17 protein-coding genes, 1 tRNA gene and 2 pseudogenes are annotated in these 15,748 nt (G+C 71.1%); 11 read left to right on the top strand and 9 right to left on the bottom strand.

Going from position 1 to position 15,748, the window contains the following annotated elements:
- Window position 1: 1 nt before the first annotated feature.
- Window positions 2-364 carry a hypothetical protein gene (locus ACGFU6_RS11005; RefSeq protein ID WP_393610326.1) on the bottom strand — a complete coding sequence of 121 codons (363 nt, stop codon included), beginning with the start codon at window positions 362-364 and terminating at the stop codon, window positions 2-4.
- Between ACGFU6_RS11005 and ACGFU6_RS11000 the strand changes: the two are divergent.
- From ACGFU6_RS11000 to ACGFU6_RS10990, 3 genes and pseudogenes are all read left to right on the top strand, one after another.
- Window positions 285-569: pseudogene (locus ACGFU6_RS11000) on the top strand (MFS transporter); the annotation flags it as partial. The gene ACGFU6_RS11005 and the pseudogene ACGFU6_RS11000 overlap by 80 nt on opposite strands.
- A gap of 57 nt (window positions 570-626) precedes the next feature.
- A complete protein-coding gene (locus tag ACGFU6_RS10995; RefSeq protein WP_393609787.1) occupies window positions 627-965 on the top strand; it encodes a PadR family transcriptional regulator in 339 nt (112 codons plus the stop codon).
- Window positions 962-1,861, top strand: coding sequence for a hypothetical protein (locus ACGFU6_RS10990; RefSeq protein WP_393609785.1), 900 nt, complete (start codon window positions 962-964; stop codon window positions 1,859-1,861). Before ACGFU6_RS10995 ends, ACGFU6_RS10990 begins: the two co-directional genes overlap by 4 nt.
- 37 nt (window positions 1,862-1,898) lie before the next feature.
- On the opposite strand, the gene ACGFU6_RS10985 is transcribed toward ACGFU6_RS10990, so the two are convergent.
- The 4 genes from ACGFU6_RS10985 to ACGFU6_RS10970 form a co-directional block, all read right to left on the bottom strand.
- Window positions 1,899-2,675 (bottom strand): class I SAM-dependent methyltransferase, encoded by a 777-nt coding sequence (locus ACGFU6_RS10985; protein ID WP_393609783.1) that lies wholly within the window; start codon window positions 2,673-2,675, stop codon window positions 1,899-1,901.
- Window positions 2,676-2,829: 154 nt separating this feature from the next.
- Window positions 2,830-4,020 (bottom strand): MFS transporter, encoded by a 1,191-nt coding sequence (locus tag ACGFU6_RS10980; protein WP_393610293.1) that lies wholly within the window; start codon window positions 4,018-4,020, stop codon window positions 2,830-2,832.
- 146 nt (window positions 4,021-4,166) lie between these two features.
- Window positions 4,167-4,607, bottom strand: a complete 441-nt coding sequence (locus ACGFU6_RS10975; RefSeq protein ID WP_393609782.1) for a hypothetical protein — start codon at window positions 4,605-4,607, stop codon at window positions 4,167-4,169.
- A 48-nt stretch (window positions 4,608-4,655) separates the two neighbouring features.
- The gene (locus ACGFU6_RS10970) at window positions 4,656-5,024 is read right to left on the bottom strand and encodes a signal peptidase I (protein WP_393609781.1); all 369 of its coding nucleotides are present in this window, start codon (window positions 5,022-5,024) and stop codon (window positions 4,656-4,658) included.
- Window positions 5,025-5,281: 257 nt separating this feature from the next.
- Here ACGFU6_RS10970 and wecB point away from each other — a divergent pair, with 257 nt between their 5' ends.
- The 4 genes from wecB (at window position 5,282) to ACGFU6_RS10950 (ending at window position 10,431) form a co-directional block, all read left to right on the top strand.
- Window positions 5,282-6,505, top strand: coding sequence for a non-hydrolyzing UDP-N-acetylglucosamine 2-epimerase (gene wecB / locus ACGFU6_RS10965; protein ID WP_393609780.1), 1,224 nt, complete (start codon window positions 5,282-5,284; stop codon window positions 6,503-6,505).
- 42 nt (window positions 6,506-6,547) lie between these two features.
- On the top strand, window positions 6,548-7,885 hold the full coding sequence (locus tag ACGFU6_RS10960) for a glycosyltransferase family 2 protein (RefSeq protein WP_393609778.1): 1,338 nt from the start codon (window positions 6,548-6,550) through the stop codon (window positions 7,883-7,885).
- 420 nt (window positions 7,886-8,305) lie between these two features.
- The gene (locus tag ACGFU6_RS10955) at window positions 8,306-9,376 is read left to right on the top strand and encodes a cytochrome P450 (protein WP_393609776.1); all 1,071 of its coding nucleotides are present in this window, start codon (window positions 8,306-8,308) and stop codon (window positions 9,374-9,376) included.
- A gap of 47 nt (window positions 9,377-9,423) precedes the next feature.
- The gene (locus tag ACGFU6_RS10950; RefSeq protein ID WP_393609774.1) at window positions 9,424-10,431 is read left to right on the top strand and encodes a JmjC domain-containing protein; all 1,008 of its coding nucleotides are present in this window, start codon (window positions 9,424-9,426) and stop codon (window positions 10,429-10,431) included.
- Between the two features lie 25 nt (window positions 10,432-10,456).
- Here the strand turns inward: ACGFU6_RS10950 and ACGFU6_RS10945 are convergent, their stop codons facing one another.
- From ACGFU6_RS10945 to ACGFU6_RS10935, 3 genes and pseudogenes are all read right to left on the bottom strand, one after another.
- On the bottom strand, window positions 10,457-10,834 hold the full coding sequence (locus tag ACGFU6_RS10945; protein ID WP_393609773.1) for a hypothetical protein: 378 nt from the start codon (window positions 10,832-10,834) through the stop codon (window positions 10,457-10,459).
- A 259-nt stretch (window positions 10,835-11,093) separates the two neighbouring features.
- A pseudogene (locus tag ACGFU6_RS10940) lies at window positions 11,094-11,219 on the bottom strand (flavoprotein); the annotation flags it as partial.
- Window positions 11,220-11,329: 110 nt separating this feature from the next.
- Window positions 11,330-11,401, bottom strand: a tRNA-Val gene (locus ACGFU6_RS10935).
- Between the two features lie 274 nt (window positions 11,402-11,675).
- On the opposite strand from ACGFU6_RS10935, the gene ACGFU6_RS10930 reads away from it, so the two are divergent.
- The 4 genes from ACGFU6_RS10930 to ACGFU6_RS10915 all read left to right on the top strand — a co-directional run bounded on the left by ACGFU6_RS10930 (window position 11,676) and on the right by ACGFU6_RS10915 (window position 14,986).
- Window positions 11,676-12,446, top strand: coding sequence for a DUF4097 family beta strand repeat-containing protein (locus tag ACGFU6_RS10930; RefSeq protein ID WP_393610291.1), 771 nt, complete (start codon window positions 11,676-11,678; stop codon window positions 12,444-12,446).
- 71 nt (window positions 12,447-12,517) lie between these two features.
- Entirely contained in the window at window positions 12,518-13,912 is a 1,395-nt protein-coding gene (locus ACGFU6_RS10925) for a hypothetical protein (RefSeq protein WP_393609771.1), read from the top strand.
- A 146-nt stretch (window positions 13,913-14,058) separates the two neighbouring features.
- Window positions 14,059-14,685, top strand: coding sequence for a DUF4383 domain-containing protein (locus ACGFU6_RS10920; protein WP_393609770.1), 627 nt, complete (start codon window positions 14,059-14,061; stop codon window positions 14,683-14,685).
- An 85-nt stretch (window positions 14,686-14,770) separates the two neighbouring features.
- Window positions 14,771-14,986 (top strand): zinc ribbon domain-containing protein, encoded by a 216-nt coding sequence (locus ACGFU6_RS10915; RefSeq protein ID WP_393609768.1) that lies wholly within the window; start codon window positions 14,771-14,773, stop codon window positions 14,984-14,986.
- A gap of 25 nt (window positions 14,987-15,011) precedes the next feature.
- Here the strand turns inward: ACGFU6_RS10915 and ACGFU6_RS10910 are convergent, their stop codons facing one another.
- On the bottom strand, window positions 15,012-15,671 hold the full coding sequence (locus ACGFU6_RS10910) for an O-methyltransferase (RefSeq protein WP_393609767.1): 660 nt from the start codon (window positions 15,669-15,671) through the stop codon (window positions 15,012-15,014).
- Window positions 15,672-15,748: the final 77 nt, after the last annotated feature.

Here is a 15,748-nt window from a genome sequence, read left to right as displayed (position 1 = left end):
CTCAGGCCTCGCCCGCGCCTGCGGAGACGGCACTTTCGGGAACCACGAGTTCGGAAACCGCGAGTTCGGAAACCACGAGTTCGGAGACCGCGCCTTCGGGAACCGCGCGCTCGTAGGCCAGGGTGAGCTCGGCCAGTACGCCGTCGGCGCGCTGCGGCCGGCCTTCGAGGTGCGTGGCGCGGAGCTCGTCCATGAACCTCTCCCCCATTTCGGGGCCGCCCCGAGCGAGGAGCTGGGCGCGGATCGACAGCTCGGGCACCGCCGGGAGCCACCGCGAGCCCCAGTCGTCGGTGCTCCCCGACGGCGTGATGCCCTGCGTGCCGGCGCTGCCCGGCTCCACCCCCGTGACGCTCCCGGCGCTCATGGGGGTCAACTTCCTTTTCGGTACGTCCAGTCAGCTGGTCAACGTCACGACGATGGCCGTACGGCAGGCCGTCACACCCCTCCATACGCAGGGCCGGGTGGTGGCGACGATCAACTTCGCCGGAATGGTGACACCGCTCGGATCACTGCTGGGCGACTTCCTCGCCGTTCGGTGCGGGCTGCGCACCAGCCTGCTCCTGACCGCCGCCCGGACCAGGCGCCCCGAGGCCAGCATATGCCGGTGAGTGACCTATCATGCGGACATGAGTGATCGTGCAATGCAGGAACCGACCCTCCTCCTCCTGACCGCCCTCGCGGACCAGCCGCGCCACGGCTACGCGATCGCGCGTGAAGTGGAGAAGATCTCGGACGGGCGGGTCACGATGCGGACCGGCACGTTGTACGGGGGGCTGGAGCGCCTTCTGAACGAGGGGCTGATCGAAGTGCACGCGGAGGAGGTCGTGGACAGTCGGCTGCGGCGCACGTACACCCTCACCGCGGCCGGCCGGGAGAGCCTGGCCGCCGAGGTGCGGCGCATCGCCGCCACCGCGCGCGAGGCCACCCGGCGCCTGGGCGTCCAGGGCAAGCCCGCCACCGCATGACGCCCCCGATCCTGCGCCTGTACCCGGCCGGATTCCGGCGTGCATTCGGGGACGAGCTGGCCGAGGCCTACCGCGAGGCGACGGAGGGGGCCGGGCGGGCGGCCCGGTTGCGGGAGGCCTGCGACGTCGTGGCGCACGCGCTCCGCCTCCGCCTGGGGCTGGGGTCCGCACAGCGCGGCGGGCGCCTGTTCGCGGCCGCGGCCCCCTTCGCACTGGCGGCGACCGCCGCGTACGCCGCCTTCGACCTGGTCTCGGTGACCAGCGACCGGATCGTCAGCGGCGACCCGGACTTCCTGGTCCCGCTCAGCTACGTGCTGGGCGGCTGCGACCTGCTGGCGCTCGTCGGGGCAGTCGTCGCGCTCGGCGGGCGCTACGTGGCCGGGGCGCGGTGCGCGTTCGCCGGAGTGGCGGCGACGGCCGTCGCCCTGCTGGCGGTCCTCCTGCCGGCCGGTGCTTCTCCGGCGCCGGAGTTCACGGCGTACCTGCTGGCGCCGATGGTCGCGGCCGTCGTCCCGCTGGCCTGCCCGCCGGATCTGCGCCCGCCCGGCCGGGCCCGGAGTGCGGCGGGGATCGTGGCGTCGGCGGTCTGGGCGCCGCTCGCCGTGGCCGTGCTCGCGGTGACCGACGCGGACGGGCTCGGATCCGTCCTGCTGTGGCGCCTCGGCGTCCCGGTGGCCGCCGCCCTGCTCCTGCCGGGCCGTCGGGCGCTGGCCGGCATCCGGACCACCGGCCAGTTCGCCCTCGCCTCGACGCCGTTCGTCGCCATGGGGTACTCCGCCGGGGTGGTGGACCAGGACACGCTGCCCCCGGTCGCCGTCCTGCTGGCCGGCGCCGCCCTGCTGCTGCGCCTGTGGCGTCCGCGTCGCAGGGACTCCGGCCCGGCCGGTACGCGCTGAGGCCGCCGCCACCGCGTGTGCCACCGGGCCGGTCACCTCAACGGGCGGTGACCCGGATCTTGGACTGCCCGTGGCCGAGCTCCTCCCAGTCGTCCATGAACCGCGCGGCCAGCCCGTGGCGGGCGGCGAGGTCGACGAGGGTCTCGGTGCGGTAGTAGAAGTCCTCGCGCAGGACCTGGTGTTCGGCGCCGGTGGTGCGGTCGAAGGTGAAGTCGAAGTGGCCGCCGGGGGCCAGCACCCGGCCGACATGGGCGAGACACTCGTCGATGATCTCGATGGGCGAGTGCGAGAACACGCTGTGGGCGTGGACGACGTCGAAGTACGCGTCGGGCAGGAAGTCCAGCTTCAGGTCCTTGGTGATGGTCAGGTGCGGCACCTTGGGCTGGAGCCCCTGAGTGGCCAGCGTCTGCTTCGCGGCGATCAGGATGTCGGGCGAGATGTCGATGCCGTAGTAGTGGCCGGCTTCGAGGTGGTCGATGAAGCGCCAGCCCGCGCGCAGGTTGCCGCAGCCGATGTCCAGCATCCGGGCCCCGGGAGCGAGCCCGTGCCCCAGCAGGTAGTCGAACTGCATCCGGCCCAGCGCCAGCCAGCGCTCGTGCGTCTGACTGCCGACGGCCGCCTCTGGGTTGCGGCGGGTGTCCGAGGCCATCACGGCCCGGTAGTAGTTCACATGGCCGGGGTGCTTGAACGCCAGCCAGCGGTCACGGGCCGCCCGCTTGAGATACGGCGCTATGCGGTCCGGCCGGCTCGCGGCGTACCTGACCTTGTGGACCAGGGACTCCCGGTTGACGACGAGGTTCTTCTTGGCGGCCATGACTGCTCCAACTCCGTTGCAGGGCACAGCCCCGGCACGGGCGCAGCATCGGCCGGCCCCGGGGCGGACTTCACGGGGCAACTATAGGTCGGTCACCGACATATACAAACCACGGACCTATGGCGAGGTGGCCCGTTCGTGGCGGCCCCGCCCCTCATTCCCGGCTCACCCGGTTGATCCGGTACACATCGCGCACGCACGCGTTGGCCAGGGTGGCGGCGAGGACGACTCCGGCGCACGCCAGCAGAATGTGCTGACTGCTCCAGTGCTTCGAGGCCACCGCCACCAGCAGGTACGCGATCGGCACGGCGGCCCGTTCACCGACGGCGTTGAACGCACCGAGGCGCCCCAACTCCTCATCCGCGAGCTGCTGTTGCATGACCGTGGACCAGGACACGATCGCGACGTCCAGACCGACCCCGGCCAGTACGGCGGCCACGAGCACCCAGCCGAGCGGCAGTTCGAGCCCCAGTGCGGCCAGGGGCAGCATGAGCCCCGCACCGGTCACCACACAGACGAGCATCAGCCGTCGCGGCTTCCAGGCCAGGCAGAGGAACGTACCCGCAAGCAGCCCGGCGGCGAAGGCCCCCTGCACCAGCCCCCACGAACGGGCGCCCGCATAGCTTCCGGCCGCCATGAGCGGACCGAGCAGCTGATAGCCGGCCAGCCAGGCCGCCACCACCGCCGTTCCGGCCACGGTGTAGCTCCACAGCCAGCTCCGCGCGCGGAACCCGGACCAGCCCACCCGCAGATCGCTCACCACACCGCCTCCGGAGGCGACCGAGCCGGCGAGCCGCAGCCCGAGCAGGAGGAGGGCGGCGACGACGAACGTGCCCGCGTCCCACCCGAGCGCCCAGGCGGGCCCCGCCAACGCCACGACGAACCCGCCGACGACCGGACCGACGACCCTGACGGCGTTCCCCGGGACCCGGACCAGCGCGTTGGCCTGCTGGAGCCGGCCCTTCGGTACGAGCCGGCTCGCGATCCCCTCGGCGGCGGGCGCGATGAACGCGGCGGACACCCCGGAGAGGCAGGCGCAGACACTGATCGCGAGCGTCGTCGCCGTACCCGTCGCCACCAGCACGCCGACCGCCGCCTGCGCCAGCCCGGCCCCGAGGTTGCCGAGGAAGAGGATGCGGCTGCGGGACATCCGGTCCGCGAGCACGCCCCCCAGGAGCAGGAGGGCCAGGGTCGGCACCGTGTTCGCGGTGAGCACGATCCCGAGCGACCGCGCACCGCCCCCGTGACCGATCACGGCGAACGCGAGCGCCACGGGCGCCATGGCCGAACCCGTGGCGGACACGAGGTGGGCCAGCAGGAAGCGGCGGAAGGCCGGTATCCGCAGCGGCGACGCGGCACCGGGCACGTACTCCCGCTCCGGCCCGCGCTCCCGCTCCCGACCGGCGGCAGTGGCCGGGACGGCTGCGGCGTCCGCGGCCGTGGCGGTGACCGCGACCGCGTCGTCCGCCGGCACTTCGCGCCCGCGGGCCCTCACCGCCGCCCCGGCGGCCGCACCCAGGGGGCGAAGCGCCGGCCGGGTGCCGCGTCATCGCGCCAGTACCTCAGGACGGTCCCCCGGACGATCTCCAGCCGCTCGGCGGCGACGAGGCACGGGACAGGCTCCCGCCCTCCCGCATCGGCCTCGAAAGCGACGACCACGGGCGGTTCCGCGCCTAAGTGCCTTGTGAGTTGCAGGAGTTCGCTGGACGCGGGGGCGCGGAACACCGGATCCTGGAAGCTCGAAGGGCAGTTGACGAAGACCGGGTCGTCGAAGACCAGCTCCAGACCATGGTGGTAGGTCAGGTCATGACCGGCGGCGAGCCGGAGCTGTCCGGCGTTCCAGGCGACCACGTCCCAGTCCCACCAGGACCCCTCGGGAAGCCGGAGCCCGGCATGCCGCCCTTCGCCGCCCACGTCCTGCCCCTCGGTCACCCTTCATCGATGCGAACCGGTCGCCAGGCTACCCAGCGCCATCCCGCCCTACTCCGGCGTCACCGCGTAGCCGGGAACGGACGGCCACCGGACCGTCAGCACCACCGACTCCTCCTCGGCGAACCAGGAGTGATCCACTCCGTGACCCCAGACGACGTAGTCGCCCTGCTCCTCCAAGAGCACGGTGCGACCGGGAAGTTGGACATGGAAGCGACCACTGATGAGCACCAGCAGCGCGGTCCGCTCCTCGCCCCGCACCCACTGCTTGCACTCGTCACCAGGCGGGTGAACACCCCATTTGACCTCTACGGCCTCGCTGTGGCGCGGGTCCGCCGCGTCCTTGAAGTGCCCGAGGAGCCACCCCCGGTCCAGTGCCGCGTCCTCGCCCGCTCTTCCCACGTACACGCTGTCGTTCATGATCCCGGAAGCTAGCAGCCGCCCGTTGCGCCCACCGGCTCCGCCGACCGTTCCACTGCCCGTTTCGCTGCCTGTTTCGCTGCCCGTTTCGCTGCCCGTTTCGCTGCCGGAGTTCGCCGCCCGCAGGACCAAAGGCCTCTGCTTCGGTGCGGGAAAGGACCCAAAGCCCCTGGCAAAATGTCATCAAAGGGCGCAGAGCACCCGATAACGCATCAGGTCTCTCGGATCTGGAATTCATGTTCACTACCGTGGGTTACATGAAGATCTCCAGCGCCTCCCTGCCCCGCCGCTCCGTCGCCGTCGTCCTGGGGACCCGCCCCGAGCTGGTCAAGCTCGCGGAGCTGATCCGTCTCCTGGGCCCGGCGGCCCGGGTGATCCACACCGGACAGCACTACGACGCCGAGCTGTCCCGCGATTTCGCGGACGGACTGGGCATACCCGAACCGGAACGCCTGACCAGTGTCGGCGGCCTGCCACGTGCCGGTCAGATAGCCGTCGCGCTCAACGGCCTGGACGCGCTGTTCGCCGCCGATCCGCCGCGTGCGGTCGTCGTCCAGGGCGACACCAACGCGGCGCTGGCCGGTGCGCTCGCCGCCAACACCCGCGGCCTGCCGCTGGTGCACGTCGAAGCCGGGCTGCGCAGCCACGACCGCGCGATGCCCGAGGAGCACAACCGGGTCCTGATCGACCACGTGGCCGACGTGCTCTGCGCCGCCACACCCGGCAACCGGGCCTCGCTGCTCTCCGAAGGTGTCTCCGCTGAGCGGGTGCACGTCACCGGCAACACCGTCGTCGAGTCCGTCCGCGACAACCTGCCCCCTGCGGAGGACCGCCGCACCGCCCTGTCCGGACTGGGGCTGGACCCGGACGGATTCCTGCTCGCGACGGTGCACCGTCCGGAGAACACCGACGACCCCGCCGCCCTCGCCGTCCTACTGGCGGAGCTCGCCGGCCTGGCCCACGAACTCCCCGTCGTACTCCCGCTCCACCCCCGCACCAGCGCCCGGATCGACGCCTGCGGTCTTCAGCCGTTGCTGGACGACATCGTCACGCTGCCTCCCGTCGGATACGGCACCTTCCTCGCCCTCGCCCGCCACGCGGCGGTTCTCGTCTCCGACTCCGGAGGTGTGCAGGAGGAGACCACGGTCCTGGGCCGCCCACTGGTGGTGGTCCGCCGCTCCACCGAACGGCCCGAGGCCATGGCCGAGTTCGCCGAACTCGTCCCGCCGGGCCAGGAGATCGGCGAGGCGGCCCGGCGCCGGCTGGCCGAAGGACGTCCGGGGCTGCGCCATCTGGCCGCCGTACCCAGTCCGTTCGGTGACGGCCACGCCAGCGAACGCATCGCAGGTCTGATCGACCGGGCCGCCCGCCCCGCCGACTCGCGTTCCCAGCCCCTGTCTCCGGTCCGGCCCCAGAGTCCGGTCCGGCCCCAGGCCCCGGTCCTGTCCGGGGAGGAGGTGCTCGCACCGGCCGGTGTGTGACCGGCCCACCACCCGTTCGCCGCCCACCACTTGTGAGGCGCCATGTTGCTCGACTTCGTCCTGTACGTCTTCCCGTTCCTCCTCCTCGCCTGCTTCCTCGTGTACTGGGCAGGGGCCCGGCACGCGTACTCCCGCCGCCGCCCCTCCCGGAACGGCGATCCCACCGCGTACGACTGGCACTTCTTCGTCCCCTGCCGTGACGAGGAAGCCGTCATCGCCACCACCGTGAACCGGTTGCGCGCCGACTTCCCCCGGAGCCACGTCTGGGTGATCGATGACGCCGGCGACGATCTCACCGCCCCGATCGTGACGTCGCTCGCGGGCCGCGACCCCCACATCCACCTGGTCTCCCGTCGCCGCCCCGACGCCCGCGTCGGGAAGGGCGCCGCGCTCAACGCCGCGTACACCGCGCTCGACGAACGCCTCGGCCCCACGACGGACCGCGCCCGCGTGATCGTCTGCGTCGTCGACGCCGACGGCCAGGTCTCCCCCGGCGCCCTGACCCGCGTCAGCGGCCCCGACGCCTTCGCCGACCCGGACATCGGCGGGGTCCAGATCGGCGTCCGGATGCGGAACGTCGACGACGAACGCCCGCTGGAGCACCGCGGCCGCCTCGCCAACGCCTACGCCCGGCTCCTCATCCGCATGCAGGACGCCGAGTTCGCCACCTCCAATACCGGCATGCAGATGCTCCGCGTCCGGACCGGCTCCGCCGGCCTCGGCGGCAACGGCCAGTTCACCCGCCTGACCGCCCTGGACCGCATCGCCGCCGCCGAACGCCACCCCTGGCAGCAGGGCGCACTGCTCGAGGACTACGAACTCGGCCTGCACATGCGGCTCGCCGGATACGACGTCACCCATCTCTGCGACGCCTGGGTCACCCAGGAGGCGCTGCCCCACACCCGCCGCTTCCTCACCCAGCGCACCCGCTGGGCCCAGGGCAACATGACCTGTGTCCGCTACGCCGGCCGGATCGTGTCCTCCCGCCACTACCGCGCCCGCGGCGTCCTGGAGTCGCTGTACACCTTCGTCCAGCCGTTCGCGCACCTCGCGACACTGCTGCTCACGGTGCTGATGACGGCCGCGCTGATCATCGGGGACGGCATCATGTTCGCCGCCTGGCCCCTGGCGCTCTCGCTCGCCCTCGTATCGATCGTGCCGTTCGTGCTCTGGGGCCCGCTCTACCGCAGGGAGTTCGCCGCGGACCGCTCCCGGTTCAAGGGCCTGCTGTGGGGCGTCGCGCTCTGGCTGTACGCGTACCACCTCTTCGTCGTCTCCACCCGCGGCTTCGTCCGGATGCTGCGCGGCCGGACCGGCTGGGCCAAGACCCGGCGCAACGCGGAGGCGGTGGGCCCCGGCCCCGTGGCACGCGAAGCCTGATTCCGCCTCCTCTCTCCCCGCACGGGCCAGGCGGTGCAGCGGTTCGCGTTAGTCAAACGTTAGGAGAACGTGAGCGCCGAATGGAATGGTGAAATCCCCCGGTGGGGAAAGTAAGCCTCTTTCGATTATGGCACGGGCACGCTTTCGGGCGCGTCCGTAATCCAGGAAATGGAGCAGTCATGAAGAAGATCAAGGCGCTTGTGCGGAAGTTCAAGAAGGACGAGGACCTCGCCAACCACGCGTGGGTCCTGCACGTCATCTAGTACTGCACGTCATCCAGTACACCTTCGGCGGCGGGGGAACCGGCTATTCCGATTCCCCCGCCGGCGCTCCAGAACCTCCCGGCCCGGTCAATTCCAGAAATTCTCCACCCGCTGCGGGCAGCCTGTTCAGTTGCCATTTTCATGGAGGGCGATTCTCGTGAGAGAAACGGTACCTGCGGCAGGTCGCGGCCATTCCATCGTGTACGCCCCGCGAATTCAGGACCTGCTGGCCAGGGAAGAGAAAGTGTTCCGGATCGACGCGACCACGGTCGGCGTCTCCCACTGCGACCTGATGGCCGAAGTCGTCGCGGCGCGCCCTGTTCTGTCGACGGAGCGCTCGGTCTACAAGCCCGCGGCGGGAGCCGAGATCCCCCACGACAGCGCGACAGGCACGATCCGTGCTCTGGGCCGGGACGTCATGGCGGGCATCCGCACTCCGCCGCCCCCGGTGCGCGGGCTGCACGGCGCCTGGCCCTACGCGGCCACCTCCTACCTGCGTCAGTGGCTCTTCGCGTCCGACCCGCTGCCGGTCTCCCTGTTGTCGAAGCGCGGCATCACGCGCTCCGCCTCGCTCTCCCGGCTCGTCGACCGCGCCGTCGCTGTCTGGCCGGAGTCCGGGGGCGGGGACAGGGACGGGCGCGGGCGCACCGCCCTCTCCGAGCAGATCCGCACCGCTTCCGACACCCAGGAGCGCGGGCAGGCCATCGCGATGTACCGGCGGGCGACAGCCACCCTCTGCGACGGGGTGGCGGCGCTGGCCGGTAACGCGCTGTGGCTCGTGGGGCCTTCGGCGACAGCCCGGGAGGCAGCCCGAGGCGATCTCACCGCGGTCCTGTGGGAGACGCTGCGACTGCTCCCGCCCGCGTGGATGCTGTACCGGAAGGGCGGGGACGCGTACGCCGCCCTGCACTCCGAGATCCGCCGCGAGGACAACGTCGCGCTCTTCCCTCTTCTGATGCATCGTCACCCGGACTACTGGACGGACCCGCTGGCGTTCCGCCCCGAGCGGTGGGCCGGGCCGGCGGATCCCGAGAAGACGCCCGCGTTCATGCCGTTCGGGTTCGACGGCGCCCGCTGCTGGGCCAAGCACCTGGTCGTGCCCCTGGCCGAACGCCTGCTGGCCGTCGCTCTCGACAACCGGCTCGCCATCCGCAGCCCGGAGCAGGAGAAGCACGTCCCCCTGCGCTCCCTGCTCTCCGTACGGTTCGACGCGGAATCCGGGCCATGACGGCACCCCGCCCCGTCATCCGACCACCCTGACACCACGGGAACGCCATGGAATCGCCCACGCTGGCCAACTGGGTCGGCAACGTCGAGAGTTTCACCAGCCACCAGTGGCAGCGCGAGCCCGCGGTCTTCACGCCGGAGACACTCGGATCGCCCTTCGACCTCGACGAGTTGGACAGCGCCTTCGACTCGGGGCTGCTGCGCACGCCCTACCTGGAGATGGTCCGCTCCAACAAGGTCACCGTCCCGGCCGAGGCGTACACCACGTCACGCCTGCTCAACGGCACGACGCACCACGGCTTCGCCGACCGCGCGAAGGTCGTCGCACTCCTGCGCGCCGGGGCGACGCTGCTCCTGCGACATGTCGACCAGTGGCACCTGCCCACGGCGGACCTGGTGACACGGCTGTCCGGCGAGCTGGACCGGCGCGTGGAGGCCTTCTTCTTCGTCACGCCCGCCGACGGCCAAGGCCTCGCGACCCACCGCGACGACGCCGACGTGTTCGCCCTCCAGGTGGCCGGACGCAAGACCTGGTACGTCCACGGCGCGCCGACGACGGCGGACTGGTCGCTGGGCGAGCTCCCGGACGACGAGGAGTCGCCCCAGCTCCTGCGCAGCGTCCTGGAACCCGGCCACGTCCTCTACATCCCGCGCGGCTTCGCCCACCGCGCGGTGGGCGAGGCCGGACTCTCCGCCCACCTGTCGCTGACGATCCGCGACATCTCCCTGGCGGACCTGCGGACAGCCCTGCAGCAGCGCCTCACCGAAGGCCTGACCGCCCCCGCCCGCCCCCTGGGGGAAGCCGCGATCGCGGACGCCGCCGCCACCCTGCTCGGCCACGCCCGTACGAAGCTCGCCACGATCGAACCGCGCGACCTGCTCCTCGCCGCACGTACAGCACAGACGCGGCACCTCGCCGACGCGCCCCGGTCGCAGACGTTCACCGAAACGGCCCGGGACTGGGAGTCCGGCACCCCCCGCACCAGGCGGGCCGGGCTGGGCTCGGTCGTACGCACCTGGCGCAGACTCCGCGACGCGACGGATACCGCACCCTGACGTACCGGGTGCGGTCGCACGACCGTCATCGGGCCGTGCGACCGAGACCCTCCGTCGTTCTCGCCGTGGCCCGAAGCAGGGGAACCGAGGAGACGGCGACGAACAGGCCGAAGAGCGTGATGGGCAGCAGACCCACCGGACGCAGCAGCCATCCCGGATCCTCCTGCAGCCAGGGCCAGTTGACGATCCAGTTGGCAGCCACGTCCAGGACCATCACACCGCAGGCCAACCGGATACCCGCTGGACGCACGAGTGTCACCAGCACGACGACCAGCGGGTCCAGGACCGCCAGGCTGACGAAGAACACCTGCAATGGGACCGGGGCAAAGGACGCGTAGAAGTGGATCCCGCCGCCGGCCAGATCAAGGAAATGGGCACCGACTCCTTCAACGAACCCGATCACGTACACAGCGAGCGCAACCCGCACCCACCGAGGCAGGCCTCTCCAGCGATCCCACAATCCACCCCTCATCGGGCCAACCTATGCGGGACACCCCGCGTTCATCGGAGAATCAACGACCGCATCCCCGCGGACCGATCTGCATCATGACGACGCCGCCGCAACGCCATACGGCCGCCGGCGGCCGACCTCGCCAACGCGATGACCGGCACACAGCCAGCAACCGTCGGCGCAGCGGGGAGCGACGAGCATGCGGCCCCGGTTACGGCAGGGGCGGGAGCCGCCTTCGCGCATCGTCGGCCGCGTCAAGTGCGAGGGCCCACGGGTACCCTTCGGCCCGCCGCTCGCCCGGCCGGTTCGGCACGAATCCGCCCTCGCCGTACAGCACGCGCAGGCTTTCAGGGGATGTGGCCTCTATGTGGACTCGATCACGGAAAAGGCTCCTCGGTCCAATGGACCGAGGAGCCGCTGCAGGCTCTCACCTGCGGTTTCTTACTGTGGGCGCGGGCAGTTTCGAACTGCCGACATCTGCTTTGTAAGAGCAGCGCTCTACCCCTGAGCTACGCACCCGTGGATGAGGCAACAGCGTACATGGACTACGGCCCCTGGTCACAAACGGTTGCCGGGGGCAGCGGCCTGGGTGGCCCGGGGCGCTGCCGTGCCGCCAGGAGGAGGCGGGAAGCGGGAGGAGGCGGGGGATAGCCCCACCATGCATACGGTAGCCGTCCTGATTCCCCGGGATGCCGGCGCACCCATACCGTGAGCCGGAACGCAGTACGGCGAACCGGCAGTACGGCGAGCCGACCGGCGCACCATCTGGGGGACGAACACCGTGGCACACCGCATGCGCACCCGCACCCATGCCCGCACACTCATCGCGTCCGGCGGAGCGGTGGTCGCCGCTCTTGTGCTCTCCGGCTGCGGCGGGGCGGACACCGACGACGCACCGGTCGAGCACAAGTCGTTCGCGTTCAGCGGGAAGGCGCTGACCATCGAGACGGCCAACACGACGCTGGAGCTCGTACCGGCGGATGTGAAGAAGGTCGAGGTGACCCGGCAGGTCGACGGGTGGGTGGTGCTGGGAAGTGGGCCCGATCCGCGCTGGGACATGGACGGCGGCACGTTGTCGCTGAAGGTGAAGTGCAAGGCCCTGATCAGCAACTGTGCGGCCAAGCAGCAGGTGAAGGTGCCGCGCGGGGTGGCGGTCACCGTGCACGGGGACAACGGGAAGATCATGGCGTCGGGCTTCGACACCGCGCTCGACCTGCGCTCCGACAACGGAGAGGTGACCGTGCGCGACTCCAGTGGGCCGCTGAAGCTGAACAGCGACAACGGCGGCATCGTCGCCGAGGGGATCTCCGGCCCGACCGTGCGGGCCGACTCGGACAACGGGGCGGTGCGGCTCGGGTTCACCGCCGTGCCGACACTGGTGGACACCACCAGTGACAACGGCAGGGTCGTCATCGAGCTGCCGGGCGGCAGCACCTCGTACGCGGTGACCACCAGCGCCGACAACGGGAGCACGTCGGTGGAGGTGCCGCGCAGCGGCAACAGCTCCCATGTGGTGAAGGCCCGGAGCGACAACGGTGAAGTCAAGGTGCGAACCGCGAACTAACCGGCCCGTGTGTTCGTCCTTACCTGGTGGGAGAATGTACCGGGCAGGGCGAATCGGCACGGGAGAGGGATGTGACGGCGACACACGCGAAGCCGCAGGCGAGAGCGGGTGCGAGTTCCGCCGTCAGAGATGCCCCTCGGGGCCGTGAGATCCGTGATGTCCTCGTGTTGATGCTGCTGCCGGTGCCGCTGCTCGCGGGCGCTCTTTCGGGCGCCTTCGCAGGTGGCGGCACGCGGCGATGGTTCGGCGGGCGCGGGGAGGGGCAGCGGGCCGAGGCCCAGGCCGCGAAGGATGCCGCCGCCGAGGCCTTCTACGAGCTGGACACCGCCCAGCGCGATCTGCAGATCTCGATCGAGACGATCACCGCGGTGGACAGCTCTCCGGCCGCGCGCAAGGCAGTGGACGACTTCGCCGCGCTCGGACGATCCATCGACGCGGCCAGCAGTGCCTACATCAGCGCCGTGGACGCGCACGATCTGGACCGCGACGATCTCGAACCGTCGATCGCGACGCAGGCCAAGGCCCAGCTGTCCTCCGCCAAGAACGACCTCGTACGGGTCAAGGGCGAGCTCGACCGGTACGCGGCCGGTCTCGGGCCGCTGCTCGGCAGCGCCGAGACCCAGCTCGCCCGGCTCGCGCCCGCTGTGGAGCGGGCCCGGCAGGCGCTCCTGTCCGCGAGCAATGCTCTCGACGCGGTGCGGGAGTCCGGACTGCGAGCGGATGAGCTCGCCGCGCGGCTCGCCGCCCTCGCCCCCGAGCTGACCAAGCTCAACCAGGGAGCCGGCCGGCACGGTGTGGCCGAGACCCTCCAGCGTGCCGATCGGGTGCTGCGCGACGCCGAGGCGGTGCGATCCGAGGCGGCCCAGTTGCCCGAGCGGGCCGCCGAGATCGATCGCCGGCTGGTCACGCTGCGTACGCGTGCCGAGGCCCTGACCACCCGGGCCGGCTCCGTCGAGCCCGTGCTCAGCGAGTTGCGGCGGCGGTTCTCGGCCGCCTGCTGGCAGGACCTCCAGCCCGTTCCGGAGCAGGCCGCGGTCAATGTCCGCCAGGCCGAGGAGAAGCTGAAGGAGGCCGCGAAGGCGCGCAGCGAGCAGCGCTGGGCCGATGCGACATCGCGGCTGAGCACGGTACGGGCCCTGCTCAACGCCACCGACGAGGCGGTGTCCGCGGCCGGTGACCGGCTGAACCGGCTGAACGAGGTGGCCAAGGACCCGCAGCAGGAGATCCAGCGGACCCGGTTCGCGATCCGGGACGCCCAGCGGCTGGCCATGGCCGGGCGCAATACTCCCGAGCCGCGCCACGCCCGCCCGCTGGACGACGCCGTGGCCCGGCTCGACCAGGCCGTCAGCGGCCTTGAGGGGCGCCATCCCGACTACTGGCACTTCCTGACCGTCACGGAGGGTGTCCGGAAGACCGCCGCGCACGTGGTCTCCGAGATCCGCGAGGAGCGCGGAGCCGGAAGCTGAGGCGCTGAGGCAGGTGCAGTAGGTGCAGTAGGTGCAGTAGCAGTGGATGAGAGCTGCTGCTGGGTGCGGCGTTCTGACGCGACAGCCCTGACGTGCGCCGCATCCCTCATGGAGCGATCCTGGTAGTGGCCGAAGGAGGCTCCTCCATGGCGACCCATGCGCCCCATGTGACCCGTGTACAGCGTCCCGCACGACGGCCCGCCGCTCACCGCAGGGCCACTCGACTCGATGAGCACCTGCCGGTCGACCACCGCCTCAGCCGCGTCTACCAGGTGGGGGCCGGGCTGATGGGCCTGGTACTGCTCGCCTTCGGCATTCTCGGGCTGATCGACAAGATCGGCTTCTTCAGCACCGGCGGCGACATGGTCGCCGGCCTCAGCACCAACGGCGCGCTCAGCGTGCTGTCGATCTGCGTCGGGCTGCTGCTCTTCATCGGCATGGTGATCGGCGGCAACCTCGCCTCGACCCTCAACATGGTCCTCGGTGTCGCCTTCATCCTCAGCGGCTTCGTGGGCCTCGCGGTTCTGGACACCGGAATGAACTTCCTCGCCTTCCGGATCCAGAACGTGCTGTTCGCCTTCGTTGTCGGGCTGCTGCTGATGATGTTCGGGATGTACGGGCGCGTCAGCGGCGGACTCCCCCACGACAACCCGTACTGGCGGACCCGCCACCCCGAGGAAGTCGCACACGAGGAACACCTCGGGCGGCGGCGGCAGAGTGCGGAGATGCCCGTCGTCGTGCCGCCGTCATCCACATCCGGGCGGTGGCTGTAGGGCCGGTGCCAGGTACTGGCCCTACGGCCCGTGCCCGGGACAGCGCCTCTGCCCGGGATCCGGCCTCTGCGGATAGCCTGAGCGCATGCCTCGTTACGAGTACCGCTGCCGCTCCTGCGGAGACACGTTCGAACTCAGCCGGCCGATGGCCGAGTCGTCGGCCCCCGCCTCCTGCCCCGCCGGGCACGAGGACACCGTGAAGCTGCTCTCCGCCGTCGCCGTCGGCGGCTCGGCCGGTTCCGCGTCCGCGCCGTCGGGCGGTGGTGGAGGCGGTTGCTGCGGCGGGGGCTGCTGCGGCTGACCCTCCTGCCGCTTGCCTCCGCCGGCTATCGCTTGCGCGACAGGGTCAGGCCGTCCGACACCGTGAGCAGCACGCTGTCCATCCGCGCGTCGGCGGAGACGTGGTCGTTGAACTCCTTGATGGCCGCCGCTCCGCCGGTCACGTCCGGGTCCGTCACGCGGCCGTGGAAGAGCACGTTGTCCGTGGCGATGACGCCGTCCCGGCGCATCCGGGGCACCAGCTCCTCCCAGTACGGGATGTAGCTGCCCTTGTCCGCGTCGAGGTAGGCGAAGTCGATGTGCGGCTCGGCGGGCATCGCCCGCAGGGTGTCCAGGGCGGGGGCGATCCGCAGGTCGATCCTGTCGGCCACGCCCGCCTTCTCCCATGCCTCGCGGCCGTACGCCGTCCACTCCTCCGAGACGTCGCAGGCGATCAGCTTCCCGTCGGCGGGCATGGCCTGCGCCATCGACAGGGCGGAGAAACCCGTGAAGGTGCCGACCTCCACGATGTGACGGGCCCCGGTCAGCCGGACGAGGAAGGCCAGCAGCGGGCCCTGCTCCTCGGCCGACTGCATGCCCGCGTGGTCGGGGAGACGGGCGTACGTGGTCTCGACGAGCTCGCGCTGCACCGCGTCCAGCGGCGGATTGTGCGCCAGCATGTACGCGTAGAGCTCATCAGTGATCTTGGTTTCGTTGCCCTTGGTCATCGCACAACTCCTTGCTCGGCCGCGTGCTCCCCCGGCGGGCGGGAACGCGGCGACTTTAGCCGCCGGACGCGGCCGGT

Source organism: Streptomyces sp. NPDC048462 (assembly GCF_043200175.1).
Lineage (GTDB): Bacteria > Actinomycetota > Actinomycetes > Streptomycetales > Streptomycetaceae > Streptomyces.
Note: the sequence above shows the minus strand (reverse complement) of the source record. Positions and strands in the feature narration are given on the sequence as shown.

What these genes read in the sequence shown, in the direction of transcription:
- ACGFU6_RS10920 (WP_393609770.1), top strand. Translation starts at nt 14,059, where the DNA reads ATGGCGACCCATGCGCCCCATGTGACCCGTGTACAGCGTCCCGCACGA.
- ACGFU6_RS10930 (WP_393610291.1), top strand. Translation starts at nt 11,676, where the DNA reads ATGCGCACCCGCACCCATGCCCGCACACTCATCGCGTCCGGCGGAGCG.
- ACGFU6_RS10985 (WP_393609783.1), bottom strand. Translation starts at nt 2,675, where the DNA reads ATGGCCGCCAAGAAGAACCTCGTCGTCAACCGGGAGTCCCTGGTCCAC.
- ACGFU6_RS10915 (WP_393609768.1), top strand. Translation starts at nt 14,771, where the DNA reads ATGCCTCGTTACGAGTACCGCTGCCGCTCCTGCGGAGACACGTTCGAA.
- ACGFU6_RS10995 (WP_393609787.1), top strand. Translation starts at nt 627, where the DNA reads ATGAGTGATCGTGCAATGCAGGAACCGACCCTCCTCCTCCTGACCGCC.
- ACGFU6_RS10990 (WP_393609785.1), top strand. Translation starts at nt 962, where the DNA reads ATGACGCCCCCGATCCTGCGCCTGTACCCGGCCGGATTCCGGCGTGCA.
- ACGFU6_RS10950 (WP_393609774.1), top strand. Translation starts at nt 9,424, where the DNA reads ATGGAATCGCCCACGCTGGCCAACTGGGTCGGCAACGTCGAGAGTTTC.
- ACGFU6_RS11005 (WP_393610326.1), bottom strand. Translation starts at nt 364, where the DNA reads ATGAGCGCCGGGAGCGTCACGGGGGTGGAGCCGGGCAGCGCCGGCACG.
- wecB (WP_393609780.1), top strand. Translation starts at nt 5,282, where the DNA reads ATGAAGATCTCCAGCGCCTCCCTGCCCCGCCGCTCCGTCGCCGTCGTC.
- ACGFU6_RS10910 (WP_393609767.1), bottom strand. Translation starts at nt 15,671, where the DNA reads ATGACCAAGGGCAACGAAACCAAGATCACTGATGAGCTCTACGCGTAC.
- ACGFU6_RS10960 (WP_393609778.1), top strand. Translation starts at nt 6,548, where the DNA reads ATGTTGCTCGACTTCGTCCTGTACGTCTTCCCGTTCCTCCTCCTCGCC.
- ACGFU6_RS10970 (WP_393609781.1), bottom strand. Translation starts at nt 5,024, where the DNA reads ATGAACGACAGCGTGTACGTGGGAAGAGCGGGCGAGGACGCGGCACTG.